At 64.2% G+C, this 17,841-nt stretch carries 22 protein-coding genes; 15 read left to right on the forward strand and 7 right to left on the reverse strand.

Features of this window, described 5'->3' with window-relative positions:
* Positions 1 to 157 precede the first annotated feature (157 nt).
* Both P1IM2_RS05675 and P1IM2_RS05680 read left to right on the forward strand, forming a co-directional pair.
* The gene (locus tag P1IM2_RS05675; RefSeq protein ID WP_186401761.1) at positions 158 to 1,231 is read left to right on the forward strand and encodes an AraC family transcriptional regulator; all 1,074 of its coding nucleotides are present in this window, start codon (positions 158 to 160) and stop codon (positions 1,229 to 1,231) included.
* A gap of 619 nt (positions 1,232 to 1,850) precedes the next feature.
* Positions 1,851 to 3,383 carry a cryptochrome/photolyase family protein gene (locus P1IM2_RS05680; RefSeq protein WP_222102999.1) on the forward strand — a complete coding sequence of 511 codons (1,533 nt, stop codon included), beginning with the start codon at positions 1,851 to 1,853 and terminating at the stop codon, positions 3,381 to 3,383.
* Here P1IM2_RS05680 and P1IM2_RS05685 read toward each other — a convergent pair.
* Positions 3,377 to 4,120, reverse strand: coding sequence for an SDR family NAD(P)-dependent oxidoreductase (locus P1IM2_RS05685; RefSeq protein ID WP_186401763.1), 744 nt, complete (start codon positions 4,118 to 4,120; stop codon positions 3,377 to 3,379). The two genes, P1IM2_RS05680 and P1IM2_RS05685, sit on opposite strands and share 7 nt — an antisense overlap.
* A 69-nt stretch (positions 4,121 to 4,189) precedes the next feature.
* Positions 4,190 to 4,777: a PAS domain-containing protein gene (locus P1IM2_RS05690; protein ID WP_186401764.1), complete on the reverse strand. Its 588-nt coding sequence runs from the start codon at positions 4,775 to 4,777 to the stop codon at positions 4,190 to 4,192.
* A 137-nt stretch (positions 4,778 to 4,914) separates the two neighbouring features.
* On the opposite strand from P1IM2_RS05690, the gene folE reads away from it, so the two are divergent.
* Positions 4,915 to 5,547, forward strand: coding sequence for a GTP cyclohydrolase I FolE (gene folE, locus P1IM2_RS05695; RefSeq protein ID WP_260833926.1), 633 nt, complete (start codon positions 4,915 to 4,917; stop codon positions 5,545 to 5,547).
* A complete protein-coding gene (locus P1IM2_RS05700; RefSeq protein ID WP_260833927.1) occupies positions 5,547 to 6,539 on the forward strand; it encodes an NAD(P)/FAD-dependent oxidoreductase in 993 nt (330 codons plus the stop codon). The genes folE and P1IM2_RS05700 overlap by 1 nt, the downstream gene beginning before the upstream one ends.
* Here P1IM2_RS05700 and P1IM2_RS05705 read toward each other — a convergent pair.
* Positions 6,514 to 6,969 carry a DUF3429 family protein gene (locus P1IM2_RS05705; RefSeq protein WP_260833928.1) on the reverse strand — a complete coding sequence of 152 codons (456 nt, stop codon included), beginning with the start codon at positions 6,967 to 6,969 and terminating at the stop codon, positions 6,514 to 6,516. The two genes, P1IM2_RS05700 and P1IM2_RS05705, sit on opposite strands and share 26 nt — an antisense overlap.
* A gap of 123 nt (positions 6,970 to 7,092) precedes the next feature.
* On the opposite strand from P1IM2_RS05705, the gene P1IM2_RS05710 reads away from it, so the two are divergent.
* From P1IM2_RS05710 to P1IM2_RS05725, 4 genes are all read left to right on the forward strand, one after another.
* Positions 7,093 to 8,583, forward strand: a complete 1,491-nt coding sequence (locus P1IM2_RS05710; RefSeq protein WP_186401767.1) for a phytoene desaturase — start codon at positions 7,093 to 7,095, stop codon at positions 8,581 to 8,583.
* A 25-nt stretch (positions 8,584 to 8,608) separates the two neighbouring features.
* On the forward strand, positions 8,609 to 9,196 hold the full coding sequence (locus P1IM2_RS05715; RefSeq protein ID WP_260833929.1) for a sigma-70 family RNA polymerase sigma factor: 588 nt from the start codon (positions 8,609 to 8,611) through the stop codon (positions 9,194 to 9,196).
* Positions 9,189 to 9,857 carry an anti-sigma factor domain-containing protein gene (locus P1IM2_RS05720; protein WP_186401769.1) on the forward strand — a complete coding sequence of 223 codons (669 nt, stop codon included), beginning with the start codon at positions 9,189 to 9,191 and terminating at the stop codon, positions 9,855 to 9,857. Before P1IM2_RS05715 ends, P1IM2_RS05720 begins: the two co-directional genes overlap by 8 nt.
* An 84-nt stretch (positions 9,858 to 9,941) precedes the next feature.
* Positions 9,942 to 10,487, forward strand: a complete 546-nt coding sequence (locus P1IM2_RS05725; protein ID WP_186401770.1) for a fasciclin domain-containing protein — start codon at positions 9,942 to 9,944, stop codon at positions 10,485 to 10,487.
* Between the two features lie 61 nt (positions 10,488 to 10,548).
* On the opposite strand, the gene P1IM2_RS05730 is transcribed toward P1IM2_RS05725, so the two are convergent.
* The 3 genes from P1IM2_RS05730 to P1IM2_RS05740 are packed head-to-tail and all read right to left on the reverse strand — an operon-like array spanning position 10,549 to position 11,672.
* On the reverse strand, positions 10,549 to 10,899 hold the full coding sequence (locus P1IM2_RS05730) for a hypothetical protein (protein WP_186401771.1): 351 nt from the start codon (positions 10,897 to 10,899) through the stop codon (positions 10,549 to 10,551).
* A 3-nt stretch (positions 10,900 to 10,902) separates the two neighbouring features.
* Positions 10,903 to 11,247 (reverse strand): hypothetical protein, encoded by a 345-nt coding sequence (locus P1IM2_RS05735; RefSeq protein ID WP_186401772.1) that lies wholly within the window; start codon positions 11,245 to 11,247, stop codon positions 10,903 to 10,905.
* Positions 11,244 to 11,672: a hypothetical protein gene (locus tag P1IM2_RS05740; protein WP_260833930.1), complete on the reverse strand. Its 429-nt coding sequence runs from the start codon at positions 11,670 to 11,672 to the stop codon at positions 11,244 to 11,246. Before P1IM2_RS05740 ends, P1IM2_RS05735 begins: the two co-directional genes overlap by 4 nt.
* Before the next feature lie 68 nt (positions 11,673 to 11,740).
* Here P1IM2_RS05740 and P1IM2_RS05745 point away from each other — a divergent pair, with 68 nt between their 5' ends.
* From P1IM2_RS05745 to purT, 7 genes are all read left to right on the forward strand, one after another.
* Positions 11,741 to 12,298, forward strand: coding sequence for a TetR/AcrR family transcriptional regulator (locus tag P1IM2_RS05745; RefSeq protein ID WP_186401773.1), 558 nt, complete (start codon positions 11,741 to 11,743; stop codon positions 12,296 to 12,298).
* Between the two features lie 449 nt (positions 12,299 to 12,747).
* Positions 12,748 to 13,239, forward strand: coding sequence for a LuxR family transcriptional regulator (locus P1IM2_RS05750; protein WP_186401774.1), 492 nt, complete (start codon positions 12,748 to 12,750; stop codon positions 13,237 to 13,239).
* A 209-nt stretch (positions 13,240 to 13,448) separates the two neighbouring features.
* Positions 13,449 to 13,919: a hypothetical protein gene (locus P1IM2_RS05755; RefSeq protein WP_186401775.1), complete on the forward strand. Its 471-nt coding sequence runs from the start codon at positions 13,449 to 13,451 to the stop codon at positions 13,917 to 13,919.
* A gap of 116 nt (positions 13,920 to 14,035) precedes the next feature.
* Positions 14,036 to 14,443, forward strand: coding sequence for a JAB domain-containing protein (locus tag P1IM2_RS05760; RefSeq protein WP_186401776.1), 408 nt, complete (start codon positions 14,036 to 14,038; stop codon positions 14,441 to 14,443).
* On the forward strand, positions 14,440 to 14,865 hold the full coding sequence (locus tag P1IM2_RS05765) for a winged helix DNA-binding protein (protein WP_186401777.1): 426 nt from the start codon (positions 14,440 to 14,442) through the stop codon (positions 14,863 to 14,865). Before P1IM2_RS05760 ends, P1IM2_RS05765 begins: the two co-directional genes overlap by 4 nt.
* Before the next feature lie 1,028 nt (positions 14,866 to 15,893).
* Positions 15,894 to 16,385, forward strand: coding sequence for a GFA family protein (locus P1IM2_RS05770; RefSeq protein ID WP_186401778.1), 492 nt, complete (start codon positions 15,894 to 15,896; stop codon positions 16,383 to 16,385).
* Positions 16,382 to 17,563 carry a formate-dependent phosphoribosylglycinamide formyltransferase gene (gene purT / locus P1IM2_RS05775; RefSeq protein ID WP_186401779.1) on the forward strand — a complete coding sequence of 394 codons (1,182 nt, stop codon included), beginning with the start codon at positions 16,382 to 16,384 and terminating at the stop codon, positions 17,561 to 17,563. Before P1IM2_RS05770 ends, purT begins: the two co-directional genes overlap by 4 nt.
* A gap of 85 nt (positions 17,564 to 17,648) precedes the next feature.
* Here the strand turns inward: purT and P1IM2_RS18785 are convergent.
* On the reverse strand, positions 17,649 to 17,841 hold a 193-nt coding region (locus P1IM2_RS18785; protein ID WP_222103000.1), incomplete at its 5' end, for a hypothetical protein.

The following is a 17,841-nucleotide window of genomic DNA, read 5'->3' on the forward strand; positions in this document are numbered from 1 at the left end:
GATCCTCTTCCCTGCTGCTCTTGTCTTGGTCACGGACATTGCCGCGGCCGGACGTTGCCGGCTTGCTATGCTGCTTATGGTTTGCCAGAGCCGTTGGTAAGAGCATTGCCGGACATCACTATGTCTCTAGAGGACAAGATCGCACGAAAGGGCTGCTATGACCGTCGACGAGGATCAGAGCACGCTGACCAGCCGCAATCCGCGCGCCGGCTTCCCCTCGCTTAATCAACGCATCTTCGCCCCTTTCAAGATCGCGACCGTCATCGATACGGTGGCGGGGCGTGGAATCGATGCGGCGACCGTACTTGAACGGACGGGATTGACGCTGGCCGAGGTGCGCGATCCGCATACGCTGACCTCGATCGGCCAGTATCTGACCGCCTGCGAAAATATCGTGGTGGCCGGTGCGCGGTTCGCGGACGCCTTCGCGATCGGGTCGCGGCTGCATCTGTCAGCCTATGGCATGTACGGTTATGCGCTGATGTGCTCGCCGACGATGCGCGACTTCTTCGACTTCGCCGTACGCTACCAGCCGCTCGCCACCCCCACGGTACGGCTTGGCTGGCGGACGGAAGGAGAGGTTGCAGTTTGGCAATTTCAGGAAATCTATCGTGACGTGATGAGCAATGACGTGCGCACTTTCCTCATCCGCCAACAGATGAAGATGACCTACACCCATATTCGCGATGCGGCGGGATCGGACAATTTTCCGGTCCGCGCGCGGTTCGCGCTGCCCGAAGAGGCGCGCTCGGCGGAGGACGAACGCGAACTGTCCTGTCCCTGCTTCTACGCCGCGGATGCCAATGAACTGCACTATCCGATCGGCATCCTCGAACAGACGCCGGAACTGGGCAACCGGTTGACGCGCACGATGCTCGAAGAGACATGCGACCGGCTGATCGGCCAATCGCGAATATCATCGGGACTGTCGGGGGAAGTTTATCAACTCCTGCTCCTCGCCCCGAACCACTTCCCCTCGATGACGGCGATCGCCGAACAAATCGGGCTGCAGGAACGCACGCTGCGCCGTCGTTTGGCCGCCGAAGACACGAGCTATGGCGAGATCGTCGACGATGTCCGCCGGAAACTCGCCATCGAATATCTGCAGACAACACGCATGAGCGTCGATGATGTCGCCTGGAAGGTCGGTTTCAGCGACAGCGCCAACCTGCGCCGCGCCGTCCGCAGGTGGACCGGCAAAACGATTAACGAAGTCCGCTCGGAAAAATAGCCGAGATCGCAGTGACGCGGCCTGGGCGAAACAGGCGTTGCCGCCTGGGGCGGATCGCGGTCTGTCCGTTTTCGGGGGGAATCGCAGCCGCGACATAGCGCGCGCGCCGCCGTCGATTTGGTCGCTCTGGACGTCCCGGCGGAATGGCCTTTTGCAATCGATAACGATGCAGGGCTGACGAGATAGTCCGGACCGCGCCAGACGGCGCGGCCCGGTGAAAAGCATTCAACCCAATGTTGTTTTGAAGCTCGGCGGCAATACGCGGGCTATCGGGTCGGAGTTCCCGACGGAAAATGAAAATTGGTGAGGCAGTCCACTCAAATGATTTCGGCTATAATCCACTCATTTTGGAAAGGAAAAATGCGTAACCAGCGCCGCCGACGAAGGCTGACACCCGTCGACGAACGGCATAATGGATGGCTTTCCCTGTCATAGAACCGGCTGGTGAGCTCTAGCCGGATGCCTCTAACCAGACACGCTGCTCTGCCAAAATGGCTGGCCGAAAGTCCATATTGGCGGAGCTCGAAGCGCGCTGCATCGTCTGTTTTATGGACCATCACCCACATCCGTCAGCCCTGTCCCGTCCCGGAGGGCCGAGCGAATGCCGCCGCGCGGTGCCATGACCAGACCCAGCGAGATTGTCCTGATATTGGGAGACCAATTAACCCCCGCCATCTCGTCGCTCCGCGATGCGTCGCCGGCCGACACGATTCTGCTGATGGCCGAAGTCGCCGAAGAAGCGGGATACGTTCCCCACCACCGCAAGAAGCTTGCCTTTCTCTTTTCCGCGATGCGCCATTTTGCCGAGGAGATGTGCGCACAGGGATGGCGCGTCGACTATGTCCGCCTCGACGATCCGGACAATAGCGGATCGCTCGGCGGCGAGGTCGCGCGCGCACGCAATCGCCATGGCGACCTTCCCTTGCGCGTGACCGAAGCGGGCGAGTGGCGCCTCGCCGAGGCGATGCGTGCCTGGACGAACTGCACCATCTTCGCCGACGACCGATTTTTCTCTGCACCCAATCAATTCGCGGCGTGGGCCGAGGGTCGGAAAACTCTGCGGATGGAGTATTTCTACCGCATGATGCGCCGCGAGACGGGGCTGCTGATGGATGGCGAAGTCCCGCTCGGCGGCCGCTGGAATTTCGATGCCGACAACCGCAAACCCGCCGAGCGCGATCTTCTGATGACCCGCCCGCACGCTTTCCCACCCGACGTCATCACACGCGATGTCATGGCGATGGTCGAAACCCGATTCCCCGATAATTTCGGTGCGCTGTCGCCATTCGGATTTGCCGTCACCCGTGCCGATGCGGAAGCGGCATTCGACGATTTCGTCGCGCATCGGCTCGCGCGCTTTGGCGACAATCAGGACGCCATGCTCGCCGGCGAGCCTTTTCTCTACCATGCGGTGATCGCGCAGTATCTCAATTGCGGGCTACTCGATCCGCGCCGGGTTTGCGCCAGCGTCGACGAGGCTTGCCGCGCGGGACGCGTACCCATCAACGCCGCCGAAGGCTTCATCCGCCAGATCCTCGGATGGCGCGAATATGTGCGCGGCATATATTGGCATTTCATGCCCGGCTATGCCGATGAGAACCGGCTCGGCGCCACGCGGCCGCTCCCCGCATTCTACTGGACCGCCGATACCAATATGGCGTGCGTTGCCGCCTGCGTGCGCCAGACGCGTGATGAGGCCTATGCGCACCACATCCAGCGGCTCATGGTCACCGGCAATTTCGCGCTGCTGGCGGGAGTCGATCCGGCCGAGCTCCACCGCTGGTATCTCGCCGTTTATGCCGATGCCTATGAATGGGTCGAGCTGCCCAATACGCTGGGCATGAGCCAGTTCGCCGACGGCGGGCTGCTTGCATCCAAGCCTTATGCGGCGAGCGGCGCCTATATCAACCGCATGTCGGACTATTGCCGCGGCTGCCGCTACGATGTCAAAAAGCGGACCGGTGCGGGAGCTTGCCCCTTCAATTTTCTCTATTGGGATTTCATCGCGCGGCACGCGGTGCGGCTTGGCGCCAATACCCGCATGCAACCGGTTCTGCGCGGCTGGAACCGTTTTGCCGAGAAGGAACAGAGGCAGATCCGCAGCGAAGCAAGTCGATTTCTGGCGGCGATGGACGAAGACGGTGCTCAGTAGACGATTGGCTGCCCATCCCACCCAAAGAAGCCGCCGCTATCCTCGGCTGTCAGGCGCTCGATCACCTGCAGCAGATGATCGGCGCTTTGTTCGGCGCGTTGCAATTGCCCCGCCGCCAAACCGCGCTGAAACGGCATCGAAAGCCGCGTGTCGACCGTGCCGGGGTGCAGGCTCACGACGATGCTCTCGCGATTCATACGGCTCGCCTCGATCGCAAAGCCGCGCACGAAGGCGTTGAGCGCCGCTTTCGACGCGCGGTAGCCGTACCAGCCGCCGAGCCGGTTGTCGCCGATCGAACCGACGCGTGCCGAAAGAAAGGCCATGACCGCGCGGCTATCGCGCGCGAGATGCGGCAGGAAATGCTTCGCCGCAATCGCCGGGCCGATACTGTTCACGTGGAAGAGTTCAGCAAGCGATGCAGGGTCGAGCTGCCGCACCGATTTTTCAGGCCTTACCGCATTGGCGCGGTGCAGCAGGCCGGTCGTGACCAGAATGAGGTCGAGCGGCTCTTCGGCGGCGATTGTCGTTGCAGCCTCTTCAAGGCTCGCTTCATCGGCGAAGTCGAAGGTGAAGGACGTCACCGCCGGGCTTCTCGTCAAGGTCGCGCGCCGCGAGCCGGCATAGATTTTCTCGACGCCCCGACGCTCAAGCGCCGCGACCAGCGCCGAACCGATACCACCGCTCGCGCCGAGCACGCAGGCCCGGCGCGGCGTCCCTCTCCCGCGTCTTTCGTTCATCGCGCGGCGGTTTGCACGATGGCGGCGCTCAGGCGATACCGCCTTTGGTGCAGTCTGCCCTTGTGGTCATCAAAAACCGGCTTCGACCGCAACGCGAATCGCGTCGGCCGTGGTCGCTACGCCGAGCGCCTTCAGCAGCGCGGCGCGGTGCATCTTCACTGTCCGCTCCGAAAGGCCGAGGCTGTAGCCGATCTGCTTGTTGAGATTGCCTTCGGCCATCAGCAGCAGCACCTCGCGCTGCCGCGGTGAAAGCGCGTCGATGCGCGCGCGCGCCTCCGCCTGGCGCTCGCCGCGCAGAAGCACACCATCGTCAACTTCCATCTGCGACCCCAGAAAATATTCGAGGCTGCCATCGCTTCCGAAGATCGGCGCGACGAGAACGGCGTTGCGGAAAGGCGTGCCGTCCTTCTTGTAATTGAGGATTTCGACGAGCACCGGACGCTGTTCGCGGATGGCGCTGCGCAGCTGTTCGCTGAGCTCGGCTTCGGTTCCCGGACCGGTCAGAAACCGGCAATTCTGGCCGATGATCTCGGCGGCGGAATAGCCGGTCAGCGCGACAAAGGCATCGTTGCATTCGACAATCGGATTGTCGGGGCGCCGCGGATCGCTGATGACCGCCGCGATCGGGCTAGTTGCGATCATCGCTTTGAGGGACATGCAATTCGGACTTTCATCTTCGGGGAGCGACCTGCCCCAATGGACATGTTGCGACAAAGCAGCGCCGCAATGCAAGTCATAGTCGGCGGCCCTCTTCCCTCACCTCCCCTCCGGGCCGCCACCCGAGGTACCGCATCATGAACTTCGTCGCCCGCCCTCCCTTTCTCGACACGCCGGACGTGCCTCCGGTTTCGGACGAAGGCAAACTTCCGGTTTCCGCCGACGTCACGCGCGCGATCGAAACGCTGATCCGCTGGGTCGGTGACGATCCGGCGCGTGAGGGCCTGCTCGACACGCCCAAGCGGGTCGCGCGGGCGTGGAAGGAATATTGCAGCGGCTATGGCGGGGACCCGGCGGTCCATCTGTCGCGCACCTTCGAAGAGGTGGGCGGCTATGACGAGATCGTGCTGCTGCGCGACATCCCCTTTCAGTCGCACTGCGAACATCATATGGCGCCGATCACCGGCAAGGCCTCGATCGCCTATCTGCCGCGCGAGCGCGTGGTCGGCATTTCGAAGCTGGCGCGCGTCCTGAACGGCTATGCCCGCCGCCTGCAGGTGCAGGAGCGGCTAACCGCCGAAGTCGCCAAGTGCATCTGGGATAATCTGCACCCGCATGGCGTCGCGGTGGTGATCGACGCGCAGCACGGCTGCATGACCGGCCGCGGCGTGCGCACCCCCGGCGTCGGTATGGTCACCAGCCGCGTCCTCGGCTGCTTCCTCGAAGATCAGCGCAGCCGCAAGGAAGTGCTCAGCCTGATGGGCTATTGATGCGCGTCGCGATCGTCGGGGCAGGAATATCCGGGCTGGCGTGCGCCGCGGCGCTGCGTGCGGCGGGCCACGAACCGGTGCTGTTCGACAAGGCGCACGGGGCCGGAGGGCGCATGTCGACGCGCCGCATCGACACGGATCAAGGCACCATCGCGGTCGATCATGGCGCAACACATTTTACCGTGCGGTCGGCGGGCTTTTCGGCGCTGGTCGGCCAGTGGGAAGCCGCCGGGCTTGCTGCCCGCTGGCCCGCTGCCGGCCGCGATGCGTGGATCGGCGTGCCGACGATGAACGCGCCGCTCAAAGCCTATGGCGCCGCACATGCCATTCATTGGTCGACCCCTGTCACGGCGCTGACGCGCAGCCCTGCGGGTTGGACGGTACACAGCGAAACCAGGCGCTTCGCGCCTTTTGATGCCGCCGTCGTCGCCATCCCGGCAGAACAGGCCGCTCCGCTTCTGTCGCTGCACGATTTCACCATGGCCCGCGCGGCAATGGCGATCCGCTCGCACCCCATATGGTCGGCAATGTTCCTTTTCGCGCGGCCGATCGGCGCTGCGGCCGATCTGATACGCGGCGACGGTCCCATCACGCTCGCGATGCGCAATGGCACGCGCCCTGGGCGCAGCTCTGCCGAATGCTGGGTCGTTCAGGCCAGCTGGGAATGGAGCGAGGCCAATCTGACGCGGCCGGCCGATCAAATCTGCCAAGCGCTGCTGGTTGACCTCGCGCGCGCGCACGACCTCATTCTCCCGCATCCCATCCATAGCCACGCGCATCGCTGGCTGTTCGGCCAGCCGTCGGGCCGTGATCCGGTCGATCTGTGGAATCCGGCAATCGGCCTCGGTGCCTGCGGCGACTGGCTCGCGCACGGCTTTGTCGAAGCCGCGTGGGAGCGCGGCGATCGGCTGGGATGCGATATCGCTGCCTCCTTCGCCGAGCGCGGCGAGCTGACGTCCAAGATCGTCAGAGAAGCGCGATCAACAGGCTGAGTACGCCAAGCCCGGTCGACAATTGGACGCGCAAAATGATCCATGCGTCACCGCCGGGCGCGGCGCCGACGATGGCGCGATCGATCAGCGGCGAAACCAGCAGCAGAAGTCCGACTAGGATCAGCGACGGCCGCGGCCAAGGGTAGCCGAAAAGCCACGGGGCAAAGCTCGCGAGCCCGATGAGGCTCGGCATCACCGCCGCGAGCGGAGTCCAGCGCGGCGCGTCCGGAAACAGAACGGCGAGTCCCCACCAGACGCCGCCCAGGAAGGAGAAGATAAGCACGGCATAGAGATAGCCGATGGCGAGAGCGGTCCAGCGCCAGACGTCGCCGCCGACGAGCATGAGCGCGAGGCATGCCGCGGCAGGAAGCAGCCCGGCGAAGCCGAGACGGCGCGTAGCCGGCGACACGGTGATTGCGGTCAGGTTCATGCGCGCCGTCCAGCATGGGACGCGCGCGGCGGCAAGCTGCCCTTTGAGGCACATACCGCCCAAAGGACAGGTCGCCCGGCGTGCCCTCGCGGCCTAAGCTTCGACCATCCAAGGAGATTATCTGTGCGCAGCGTAATCGTGATCGGAGCCGGAATAGGCGGGTTGGCGCTGGCCATTCGCCTCCAGTCGGCCGGCGTTGCCGTCGACCTTGTCGAAGCGCGCGACCGGCCGGGCGGCCGCGCCTATGTGTGGGAGCGCGACGGATTCACCTTCGACGCGGGACCGACGGTCATTACCGACCCCGCCTGCCTTGCGGAGCTTTGGCGGCTCACCGGCGCCGATATGGCGGCCGATGTCACGCTCTTGCCCGTTTCTCCCTTCTACCGCCTGCAATGGCCCGACGGCAGCCATTTCGATTATGGCAATGACGAACCCGCGCTGCGCCGCGAGATTGCCGCCTTCAACCCTGCCGACGTCGCAGGCTACGAGCGCTTCTTGCGCTATTCCGAAGCGGTTCATGCCGAAGGCTATGTGAAGCTGGGCGCGGTGCCGTTTCTCGATTTCGCCTCGATGCTCAAGGCTGCGCCCGCGCTCGCCAAACAGCGCGCCTGGCGATCGGTCTATGCGACCGTCGCATCGCATATAAAGGATGCGCGGCTGCGCGAGGCCTTTTCGTTTCATACGCTGCTCGTTGGCGGCAATCCGATGGCGACAAGCGCCATCTACGCGCTCATCCACAAGCTCGAAAAAGACGGCGGCGTCTGGTTCGCGCAAGGGGGGACCAACGCGCTCGTCGCGGGACTGGTCCGCCAGTTCGAGCGACTGGGCGGCCGCCTTCGTCTCGGCGACAAGGTGGTGCGCATTCACAGCGAAGGCCGCCGGGCCACGGGGGTGACGCTCGCGAGCGGCCATTCGCTGCGCGCCGACGCCATTGCCTCGAACGCCGACGTCATGCACAGCTATCGCGACCTGCTCGCTGGCGGGCGGGGGCGAAAGATGGCGCGACGGCTCGGCCGCAAGAAATGGTCGCCGAGCCTGTTCGTTCTGCATTTCGGGGTCGAGGGCCATTATCCCGGCGTTCCCCATCACATGATCCTGTTCGCCGAGCGCTACCGCGAACTGCTGGACGATATCTATCGCCGCGGCGTGCTTAGCGACGATTTCGCAATCTACCTCCATCACCCAAGCGCGACGGACCCCTCGCTCGCGCCGCCGGGGCGCAGCACATTTTATGCGCTCGTCCCGGCCCCCCATCTCGGCCACGCCGCGATCGACTGGAACCGCGAAGGCGAGACGCTCGCGCGCAAGATCATCGCCAAGCTCGAAGAACGGCTGCTGCCCGATCTCTCTCGACGGATCGTCACCCGCTTCCACTATACGCCGCGCGATTTTTCGGCCGATCTGGCCGCGCATCACGGCAGCGCCTTCAGCTTGCTGCCCTCGCTCACGCAAAGTGCGTGGTTCCGGACGCACAATCGCGACGACGCGATCGACAATCTCTATTTTGTCGGCGCGGGCACCCACCCCGGCGCGGGGATTCCCGGCGTCGTCGCGAGCGCCAAGGCCACCGCCGGGCTGATGCTCGATGCCGCCGCACTCGCGGTTGCGGATTGACGCCGTGGCAACCGCGATCCCCATTATGCAGGCCGATCGCGAGACGGTCGTTGAAATTGCGCGCGCCCGGCTGGTGCGCGCAATCGAGGCGGTCGGCCGCGGCGACGAGGACGCGATGCGCACGCTCTACCGGCTAACCTCGGCGAAACTGTTCGGCATCTGCCTCAGAATCTGCGGCGAAAGGGCGCAGGCGGAAGATGTGCTGCAGAGCGCCTATCTCAAGATCTGGGAAAATGCGGCGCGCTTCGACCGGCGGCGCGCGAGCCCGATCAGCTGGCTTGCCGCGATAGCGCGCAATGCCGCGATCGACTGGCGCCGATCGGCCGAAGCACGCGGCCTGCTGCGCCAGCAACCGATCGACGACGCGCTGAGCCTGCGCGCCGACGAAGGCGCAGGTCCGGAGGCGCTGCTGGACCAGCGCGACAGCCGCGCGACCATCGACCGCTGCCTCGCGGCGCTCGATGCGCGCGCCGCGGGCTTTTTGCGGACCGCCTTTTTCGAGGGGCTTTCCTACCGCGAACTTGCGGCGCGCGAAGCGCTGCCGCTCGGCACGATCAAGAGCATCATCCGGCGCTCGCTCGTTCGCTTGCGCGCCTGCCTCGGCGATGTCTGACGGTCGTTCCGCCACCGCCGACGTGCTCGCCGCGGAGCTGGTGCTCGGCCTGTTATCGCGGGATGAGCAGGCAATCGCCGCCGCCCGCCTTGCAAGCGACGCGCGCTTTGCCGCCGAGGTCGCGGCCTGGGAAGAGCATTTCGGCGCGCTTGCCTGGCAGGTCGAAGACCAATTACCACCGCGCGAGGTCTGGGCCCGCATCGCCGTCGCGATTGATGCGCGGAAGGCGTCGCAGAGCCGCTGGCCGCGCGCCTCGATGGCGATGGCAGGGGCAGCGGCCCTTCTGATGCTGACCGTTCTGGTCTGGCCTTCCCCCGAGGCGCGCCGTGCACCGAACCTTGCGGTCGCGACGTTGGTCGGTCCCGACCTGGTGGTCGGAGCGCGCTATGCGGCCAAGTCGGGCCGGATGCGCGTCGAGATAGCGGGAGCACTGCCGGGGCCGGGGCGCCCGGAACTTTGGATCCTGCGGCCCGGCAGGGCGCCGGTGTCGCTCGGCCAGCTTGCACCGCAAGGACGTTCGGAAATGATCATGCCGCGCGCGCTCAGGCCGCTCGTTCAGAGCGGCAGCGAGTTCGCGATCACGATCGAGGCACCTTCGACGACGCCGCACCTCCGGCCCAGCGGACCGCCACTCGCGCGCGGCGCGATAATTTTTATCTAGCGGGTGCATCCGCCCGCCGAGCCATTCCGTAGCTTCACTGCCCCTCCCCCATCCGGGGCGAAAAATTCAGGAAAGGAATGTTCGATGAAGATTTCGCACGTCACTCTTGCCCTTGCCGCTGCTGCGCTCGCGACCACCGGCGCCCACGCCAAAAATCCCATGGTCGGCGGCGCCGCGATGTACGAGACGAAGAATATTGTCGAAAATGCTGCAGCCTCAGCCGATCACAAGACGCTGGTCGCGGCGGTGAAGGCCGCCGGTCTCGTCGACACGCTCGCCTCGCCGGGGCCTTTCACGGTCTTCGCGCCAACCGATGCGGCGTTTGCAAAACTGCCCGCCGGTACGGTCGACACGCTGCTTCTCCCGGAAAACAAGGCAAAGCTTACCGGGATCCTGACTTATCACGTCGTACCCGGACGCCTGACTGCGGCCGACATTGCGGCAAAGGCGGCGGCCAACGGCGGCAAGGCCGTTCTGACGACCGTCGAGGGCGAAGCCCTTACCGTCTGGCAAAAGGACGGAAGCTGGTATGTCAGCGACGCCAAGGGCGGCAAGGCAAAGATCGGTCCCGCCGACGTTCTGCAGTCGAATGGCGTCATCCACGTCATCGACGCGGTCCTGATGCCGTGAAGCGAGACGCCCCCTGCTGCGCGCCGCGCGGCGGGGGCGCTCTTTACAGTGAAGCGGATGTTCAGAGGCGCAAGCCAGACCAAAGCCCGGCAAGCGTTACGCAATGAACCGCCGCGATAGCGAGATTGCTCAGGATGACAGGATTGCGCCAGTCTCGCACGATGAAGGGCGCCATCAGCTTGTAAAGTATCTGCACCGCGAGCAGTGGCGCGGCGAGCAACGGCTGGCCGAACAACAGCAGCAGCACCGACAGGATCAGGATCGCGGCATAGATGCTGAGCAATATGCCTCGCGCCGGACTCGGCGCCCCCCATGCCTCGTCGGCCCAGCGGGCGCCGCGCGCAAGACCCAGGCAAACCGGTATGAGGACCGCGACGTTGAGCAGGAGCGAGACGTAAAGCATCGGCGTCATGGTTCAGCCTTGTGCGCGCACCGGACCGAGCAGCATCGCCCGCGCATCGCCGCGGCATCGGTAGCTCAGCCACAAGAGATAGAGTGACAGGAACAGCATCCCGCCAAAAACCGCGACGAGGCCCAGCAGAAGCGATGCCGCGCTGAAATGCCCCCGCCACGCGGTCCAGATGCCGGAGAGCAGCAGGAAGCAGAAGAAGTCGAGATTGAACTGGCCGAGCCAACGCATCCCCGCCATGTCGCCGAAAAAGACCGGCAGCAGATTCCAGCCGTGATGCGCGATGGTGACGCCGGTATAGGCGATGATGACGACCAAACAGGTCGCCAGAAACAGCCGAAACAAGGTCATGCCAAATCCCCTCCCAATTCGCCCTGCGGCGATGCTTCCAGATAAAGACAGCGCGCGAGCATCGCACAAAGGCCGATGCTGCCGGTCGCAACGACGAAGAGGGTCCAAGGGACCACCCGCATCCCGACCGATCGCGCGCGCGGCAGGAGCAGCGACCAGGCTGTGCCGACTGCGAGCAGCAGATCGAACCAGATCTGATTGCCCCAAACGCCGGCCTGATGAAGCGGCCAAAAGCCGGCCCAGCCGCCGGTAAGCGCGGCGTAACCGCTCCAGATCGCGAAGAGCGATGACGCTGCCGCCGCCAGCAGCCAGCTACCGCGCGCTCTGGCCGGGCGCGCGATTTTGATGAAGATGAAGGCGATAAAAACCAGCGCCGCGCCAATGGGCGCAAGCTCGAACAGTTTATGGTCAGGTCCGTACATCATCGGATGCGAATCCATGTAGCAGTTGCTACATTCATATCGATCGCTAGCAGCGGGCGCAAGAGGTGAAGATGGTCAGCCGCGAAGAACAGCGTGCACGGGTCGAGGTCGCTCTGGCAGCGCATTTGCTCGACCATGGGCTCGCGCAAACGAGTTTGCGCGAGCTCGCGCGCGCGGCGGCGGTCAGCGACCGGATGCTGCTTTATTATTTCACCGACAAGGCCGAGGTGCTGGGCTGCGCCGCGCAGCGGATCGCCGCGGACCTTGCCGGGCATATTGGCGAAGCGGTCGGCGAAGGCGAGAGGCTCGCGCCGCTTGCCCTCCTCGAACGGGCCGGGGCACTCGTCACGCGCGCCGAAATCCGGCCCTATATGCGACTATGGGTTCAGATGATTGCAGCGGCGGGCCGCGGCGAAGCCCCATTCCCCGCCATCGCAGAAGCGATGCTGGCCGGCTTCCTGGCATGGGTCGAGACGCATCTTGCGATTGACGAGGCCGCCGATCGGCAGGCCGTCGCCGCGATGATCGTCGCGGCGGTTGACGGTCTCGCGATCATCGACATCGGCCGCGGGCCCGATCTGGCGGCGCGCGCCGCGCGCGCTATCTCCCATCTCGGTCCTCCTCGCTGATCGCGGTACGTGAAAGGCCGCCCCTTGCGGGACGGCCTTTCCATTGTCAGCCAACAGGGGCTTTGCTCAGATAAGCGGCCGCTCCATGGCGGAGGCCAAGCTCATCAGCGTTGCCGCATGCGGCATATGACAATGAGACATCAGACCACCTCCTTTCCGTTGTTGAACGATAAGGGGAATGTGGGTCGTCGGCGGCTATCCGTCAAGCGCTCAACAAAAAAGCGTGAGCCGAAGGCAGCCAGCGCCTTCAGGCAACGCGTTTCATATCCTGAAAGGTGCAGCGGTTCATAATCGGCATCCCGGCCCTTCGACGCCCCGATTTAACCAAAAAACTCCCGACCATTGATTGCGATCTGCGCAGATGGTTATGCTAGGTTCAACACCGATGAGGGAAGCGCGTGGGCGACGGCGAAGACGATTTTACATTTGCGACCGAAAAGCAGCGGGCCGTGCTCGAACTGCTCGCCAATAATCGTACCAGCAAGGAGATCGCGGGTGCGCTCGCGGTCAGCGAGCCCGCGATCAACCGGCGCATCGAAGTGCTGCGTCTGCGCCTCGGCGGCATTACGCGACACGAGCTTGTGCGGCGCTATCGCGACTGGCGCGATCGCATGGCGCCGGATGCGGAGGCCTCCGTACCATGTGTAGAAAATGATGACGGATTTATACAGCTAGGCGCACGCGCTGCATTCGGGAAGACAGGGGACGGGAGCGATGCGGGCGAGACGGCCGCCAGGCTTCGGGACAGCATCGCCGTTCGGGTGGATGCGCCCTGGGCCGAGGAGATGCCGCAGCCGCGCGTCGTCCCGGGGATGCTCGATGGCAGCAACGCCATGCTATCCCGCGGTGCGGCGATCGCGATCATTCTGCTCGCGATCCTTGCCAGTCTGGCGGTCGGCCTTGGCGTCGCCAGAGCGCTTGCGGATATCGTGAACGGCTGACCGATCCCCTGTCCATTGGAATGCATCGGCCGCGGGCGCCGCTGCGAGGGGAAAGACAATGAAGGCAACACTCAGTTTATGGAGCGGTCTCGTCACCAGATTCGCGGCGCCGACGAGACATCGGCGCGCCTCAGAGCCGCGCGGGCGTTGACCCGTCCGCCGCGCGGCGCCACGCTGTGCCGATGGACCGGCTTCAAATAGCAAATCTGGTGATGATGTTTCTCTTCGGTGCAGCAGCGCTGCGCTGGGGAGCGGCACCCGAACGGATCTGCGTGGCGATTCTTGGCTTCGTGACCCTTGCCGACCCCGTCTATCACCTTCTGGCGGGTCATGGCGCGATCTACGGATCGGTCGACCTCGGTCACCTGACATTCGACCTCATGATGGCGGCGGGCTTCATTGCCGTCGCGCTCTGGGCGAACAGGATATATCCTTTATGGCTAGCCGCCTTCCAGCTCGTCTCGGTGATCGGACATTTCTCGCGCGAACTGACGAGCAGCTTTCCAAAACTCGCCTACGGCCTGATGATTTATGGCCCCTTTTATATCATCTTGCCGATCCTGGGGTTCGGGATCTGGCGCCACGCGCGGCGGCGGCGGCGCCACGGGCCGTATCCGTCTTGGCGGAGCTCCTCGCCCCCTTCGCCGCCGAGCGCGCGTCCACGGCCGCCCAGCAGCTGATCACGCATTTCGGGGGTCTGGGCCGCGCCCTCGCTGCTTCGCCGCGACAGCTGTCAGGCGTTCTTGATGGTGACGCGCAGCTTGCCGGCTCGATCGCCGCAGCGCGCGCGCTTGTCATGGCCGGGCTGCGCGAACAGATCGCGCGCAGCCCGGTAAAGGTCGGCGATCCACGGCTGCACGACTATTTGCTACTCCAACTGGCCAACGCCTCGACCGAGCGACTTCATGCGATCTTTGTCGACAGCGCCTCCGACTATATAGCTGACAAGCAGATCGCCGAAGGGACGATAACGCATGTCTCCGCGTCGCTGCGGACGCTTCTCGCGCATGCCTTCGAGGCGGGGGCGCACGGGGTGATTCTCGCGCATAATCATCCGTCGGGTTCGAGCGAGCCGAGCGCTGCCGACGAGGCGTTCACCTCCAAGATCGGCGCTCTACTTGCCGCGGTCGACATCCGCTTGCACGATCATCTGATCGTCGGCGGGGGCCGTGTCGTCAGCATGCGCGCAAGGGGGCTGCTATGAGCTGGCAGCGCGAGACGCCGACCTTGCGCCTCGTCGAGTGCGACATCGACGCCCCTCTACTCGCCTTTGCCAAAGCACAATATGCCTTCAGGCGGCGACGCGAGCAGATCTTCGGTCTCGACATTTTTGCCGAGCCGGCGTGGGACATGCTGCTCGATCTCTATATCCAGCGCGGCGAACGGCGCGCGGTCAGCGTGCACAGCCTGTGCATTGCCGCCGCCGTACCCGCGACGACGGCGCTGCGATGGATCGGCAAGCTTACCGAACTGGGGTTGATCGAACGCCGACGCGCCGCGAGCGATGCCCGCGTCGTTCTCCTCTCGCTGACCGAGGCGGGGCTCGAGACAATCGAGCGTTGCCTGCGCAGCGCCGTTGCCGGCGGACTGGCCGCGGGGGTGACCAAGCAAGGGCGCCAAGGCTGACAGCAGCGCGCAAGACGCCAGGCCGGACTCCCCATATAATATCGGTAGGGTAGGAGCTGCGCCACATGACCGCGTCCCGCCACGTTGTCGCCATGCACCTGGATCGGCGGGCAGGCAGCACGCGATTATGATCAATTTGCCTCGCCACCGGGTGGATTGGCAGAGCACGCGGATCGTCGCAGCGAACCGCGCGCCAACCCCTTGGCACGTAGGAAAATTGCGTGGCAAATATCGAGGCGAACGAATGTTCCCTGATCTTAGGCCCCGTCAAGGCCGCGCTGCCGCTGCTTTTGGCGAAGCTCCTGGTCTTCGTCCGGATAGCCACAAGCTGCTCAAATGGTTTCGAAATGCCCTCCGCCCAGCACGATGCGATAGCCCTCCTCGGCAATGCGGTGGATCACCGAGCCCGATACAGCCATTGCCGCCGGTCACCAGCGCGACCTTCCCTGTGAGGTCGAACAGCCCCAAAAGTCGTCCTCATCTCCTTGTGATTCAGGCCTGCGACAACATACGCCGCGCCTTCCGCACATCCATAGATGGCGCCGCTGGAGCTTTAAGATACTACCGGCTCGTTCGTTCATATGGCCGACCGAAGGGACCTTTTGAATCCGCCGCATGTGCAAGGTCCACCTTCGGACGCTCACCAATCTATGTCGGAACGGCCGACATGAGGCACGAAGCGGACGTTGCATGCCAGAATAGTTGGGGGAAGGCAGATCGACTGACGGTATGTGCGGTATCGCTGCCCAAGTCCGGCAGTGAAGCAACAATTGAACTGGTCGATGTAAGAGAATAACTCCGGCATCAGCGATTCGATTGGAAGGGCGGAGACCGGAAAAAAAGCCGGATTCATCATCTAGCTCTACCGATTGCCCTTGAAAGCGAGACTTTAAAATCGGCAAATTTTTGCTCATTTTCAAAAGCATAAGAATCTGACGAGGCGCCTGTCGGTCAACTCTGACCAATTTTTTTCAAATATTTATCGGCGCCTCACGGAGCGATAAATATTTGCATGGGAGTGACGCATCATGGGTAGTCCTGAACGACTTGAGGTCGATGCCTCCGGCGGCTGCCAGTGCGGAGCGGTGCGCTATCGCGTCAGCGCGGTGCTCGACACGTCGCACATCTGCCACTGCCGCATGTGCCAGAAGGCCGCTGGCAATTTCTTTATCGCGCTGATCGGCGTTCCGCGCGATGCCATCGTCTGGACGCGCGGGATGCCCGCGACCTTCAACAGTTCGGACAAGGCGGCGCGCGGCTTCTGCGCGGATTGCGGCACGCCGCTGCTCTATGATTATTTCGAGAGCAAGCATATCAATCTGACGACGGGATCGTTCGACGACCCCAACCGTTTCGCGCCGCGTTTCCAGTTCGGGCTTGAGGCCCGCCTGCCGGTCTTTGCCGATCTGCCGATCCAGGCCGAAGGCACGACCGAGGAAACCATGGCCGATCTTGTTGCGGCGATCGCGGCGACCAATCATCAACATCCCGACCACGATACCGAAAGCTGGCCCGAATGACCCCCACCGCAAAGATTCTCCTGCTCGGTTCCGGCGAGCTTGGCCGCGAGTTCGTCATTTCGGCAAAACGGCTCGGCTGCCATGTGATCGCGTGCGACAGTTACGCCGGCGCCCCCGCGATGCAGGTTGCGGACGAGGCCGAGGTTTTCTCGATGCTCGATGGCGACGCGCTGCGTGCCGCGATCGAAAAGCACCGCCCCGACCATGTCGTGCCCGAGATCGAAGCGATCCGGACCGAGGTGCTGGCCGAACTCGAGGCCGAAGGGTTTCACATCGTCCCGTCGGCACGCGCGGCCCAGCTCACGATGAACCGCGATGCGATCCGCGACCTTGCCGCAAGCGAGCTGGGCCTGACGACCTCGACCTTCGAATATGCGACCAGCCGCGAAGAACTCGCCGCCGCCGCGGCGCGGATCGGCTTTCCGCTCGTCGTGAAGCCGGTGATGTCCTCCTCGGGCAAGGGGCAGAGCACAGTGAAGGACGCCGCCGGAATCGACGCCTCATGGGATTATGCGGCCGCCGGGATGCGCGGCGACCGGCTGCGCGTGATCGCAGAGGCCTTCATCGATTTCGATTATGAGATTACGCTGCTGACGGTGCGCCACCCGGACGGTGTCGCCTTCTGCCCGCCGATCGGACATCGGCAGGAACGCGGCGACTATCGCGAAAGCTGGCAACCCGCGGCCATGTCGGCGGCGGCGCTGCAAGCCGCGCAGGCGATGGCGACGAAGGTCGTCGATGCGCTCGGCGGCCATGGCATTTTCGGGGTCGAATTTTTCGTGAAGGGCGACGATGTCATCTTCTCCGAACTTTCGCCGCGTCCGCACGACACCGGCATGGTGACGCTGATCTCGCAGCAATATTCGGAATTCGACCTTCACGCGCGCGCGATACTGGGATTGCCGATCCCGCCGGTCGACGTGCCGCACCCCAGCGCCAGCGCCGTGCTGCTCGCCGACCGCGACGCAAGTGATTTCGCGATCACCGGCCTCGCCGAAGCCCTGACGCCGCCGAACGCCGAAACCTCCGTTGACGCGCGCCTCTTCGGCAAACCCGTCACGCGGCCCTATCGCCGCATGGGGGTGGCACTGGCCAAGGTCGCGGGTGGCACCACCGACGACGCGCGGGCAGCCGCCGTCGCGGCCGCGGACAGGCTTGCGATCCGATATCCGGGGTGATTGGGCGGCGGGTTGGCGGATTGCGACCGATTGCGGTCGTCCGCCGACCTTTCTTCCATCGTCATCCCGGCGCAGGCCGGGATCTCTACCTAACGAAATAGCGCACCGGCGAGATCCCGGCCTGCGCCGGGATGACGAAAATGGCGGGTGACCGCTTCCCATCTGTGGACGCCCCAAAAGACGCAAGCGATTTTTGGAGGTAGTGCACGTAGTCGGATGCGGCCATCTGTCCGGCCTTGCAATGCAGCATCGGAGGCTGCGGGCCCGTATGGGAGTTC

The sequence above is a fragment of the Sphingopyxis sp. P1IMeth2 genome, from assembly GCF_900185685.1.
Taxonomy (GTDB): Bacteria; Pseudomonadota; Alphaproteobacteria; order Sphingomonadales; family Sphingomonadaceae; genus Sphingopyxis; species Sphingopyxis terrae_A.

Bases quoted from the DNA above. Each gene is read 5' to 3' on its own strand.
- folE (WP_260833926.1), top strand. From the start codon at position 4,915: ATGAACTTCGTCGCCCGCCCTCCCTTTCTCGACACGCCGGACGTGCCT.
- P1IM2_RS05675 (WP_186401761.1), top strand. From the start codon at position 158: ATGACCGTCGACGAGGATCAGAGCACGCTGACCAGCCGCAATCCGCGC.
- P1IM2_RS05690 (WP_186401764.1), bottom strand. From the start codon at position 4,777: ATGTCCCTCAAAGCGATGATCGCAACTAGCCCGATCGCGGCGGTCATC.
- P1IM2_RS05730 (WP_186401771.1), bottom strand. From the start codon at position 10,899: ATGACGCCGATGCTTTACGTCTCGCTCCTGCTCAACGTCGCGGTCCTC.
- P1IM2_RS05725 (WP_186401770.1), top strand. From the start codon at position 9,942: ATGAAGATTTCGCACGTCACTCTTGCCCTTGCCGCTGCTGCGCTCGCG.
- P1IM2_RS05770 (WP_186401778.1), top strand. From the start codon at position 15,894: ATGGGTAGTCCTGAACGACTTGAGGTCGATGCCTCCGGCGGCTGCCAG.
- P1IM2_RS05700 (WP_260833927.1), top strand. From the start codon at position 5,547: ATGCGCGTCGCGATCGTCGGGGCAGGAATATCCGGGCTGGCGTGCGCC.
- P1IM2_RS05685 (WP_186401763.1), bottom strand. From the start codon at position 4,120: ATGAACGAAAGACGCGGGAGAGGGACGCCGCGCCGGGCCTGCGTGCTC.
- P1IM2_RS05745 (WP_186401773.1), top strand. From the start codon at position 11,741: ATGGTCAGCCGCGAAGAACAGCGTGCACGGGTCGAGGTCGCTCTGGCA.
- P1IM2_RS05740 (WP_260833930.1), bottom strand. From the start codon at position 11,672: ATGATGTACGGACCTGACCATAAACTGTTCGAGCTTGCGCCCATTGGC.
- P1IM2_RS05720 (WP_186401769.1), top strand. From the start codon at position 9,189: ATGTCTGACGGTCGTTCCGCCACCGCCGACGTGCTCGCCGCGGAGCTG.
- purT (WP_186401779.1), top strand. From the start codon at position 16,382: ATGACCCCCACCGCAAAGATTCTCCTGCTCGGTTCCGGCGAGCTTGGC.
- P1IM2_RS05735 (WP_186401772.1), bottom strand. From the start codon at position 11,247: ATGACCTTGTTTCGGCTGTTTCTGGCGACCTGTTTGGTCGTCATCATC.
- P1IM2_RS05680 (WP_222102999.1), top strand. From the start codon at position 1,851: ATGACCAGACCCAGCGAGATTGTCCTGATATTGGGAGACCAATTAACC.
- P1IM2_RS05760 (WP_186401776.1), top strand. From the start codon at position 14,036: ATGGCCGGGCTGCGCGAACAGATCGCGCGCAGCCCGGTAAAGGTCGGC.
- P1IM2_RS05765 (WP_186401777.1), top strand. From the start codon at position 14,440: ATGAGCTGGCAGCGCGAGACGCCGACCTTGCGCCTCGTCGAGTGCGAC.
- P1IM2_RS05705 (WP_260833928.1), bottom strand. From the start codon at position 6,969: ATGAACCTGACCGCAATCACCGTGTCGCCGGCTACGCGCCGTCTCGGC.
- P1IM2_RS05715 (WP_260833929.1), top strand. From the start codon at position 8,609: ATGCAGGCCGATCGCGAGACGGTCGTTGAAATTGCGCGCGCCCGGCTG.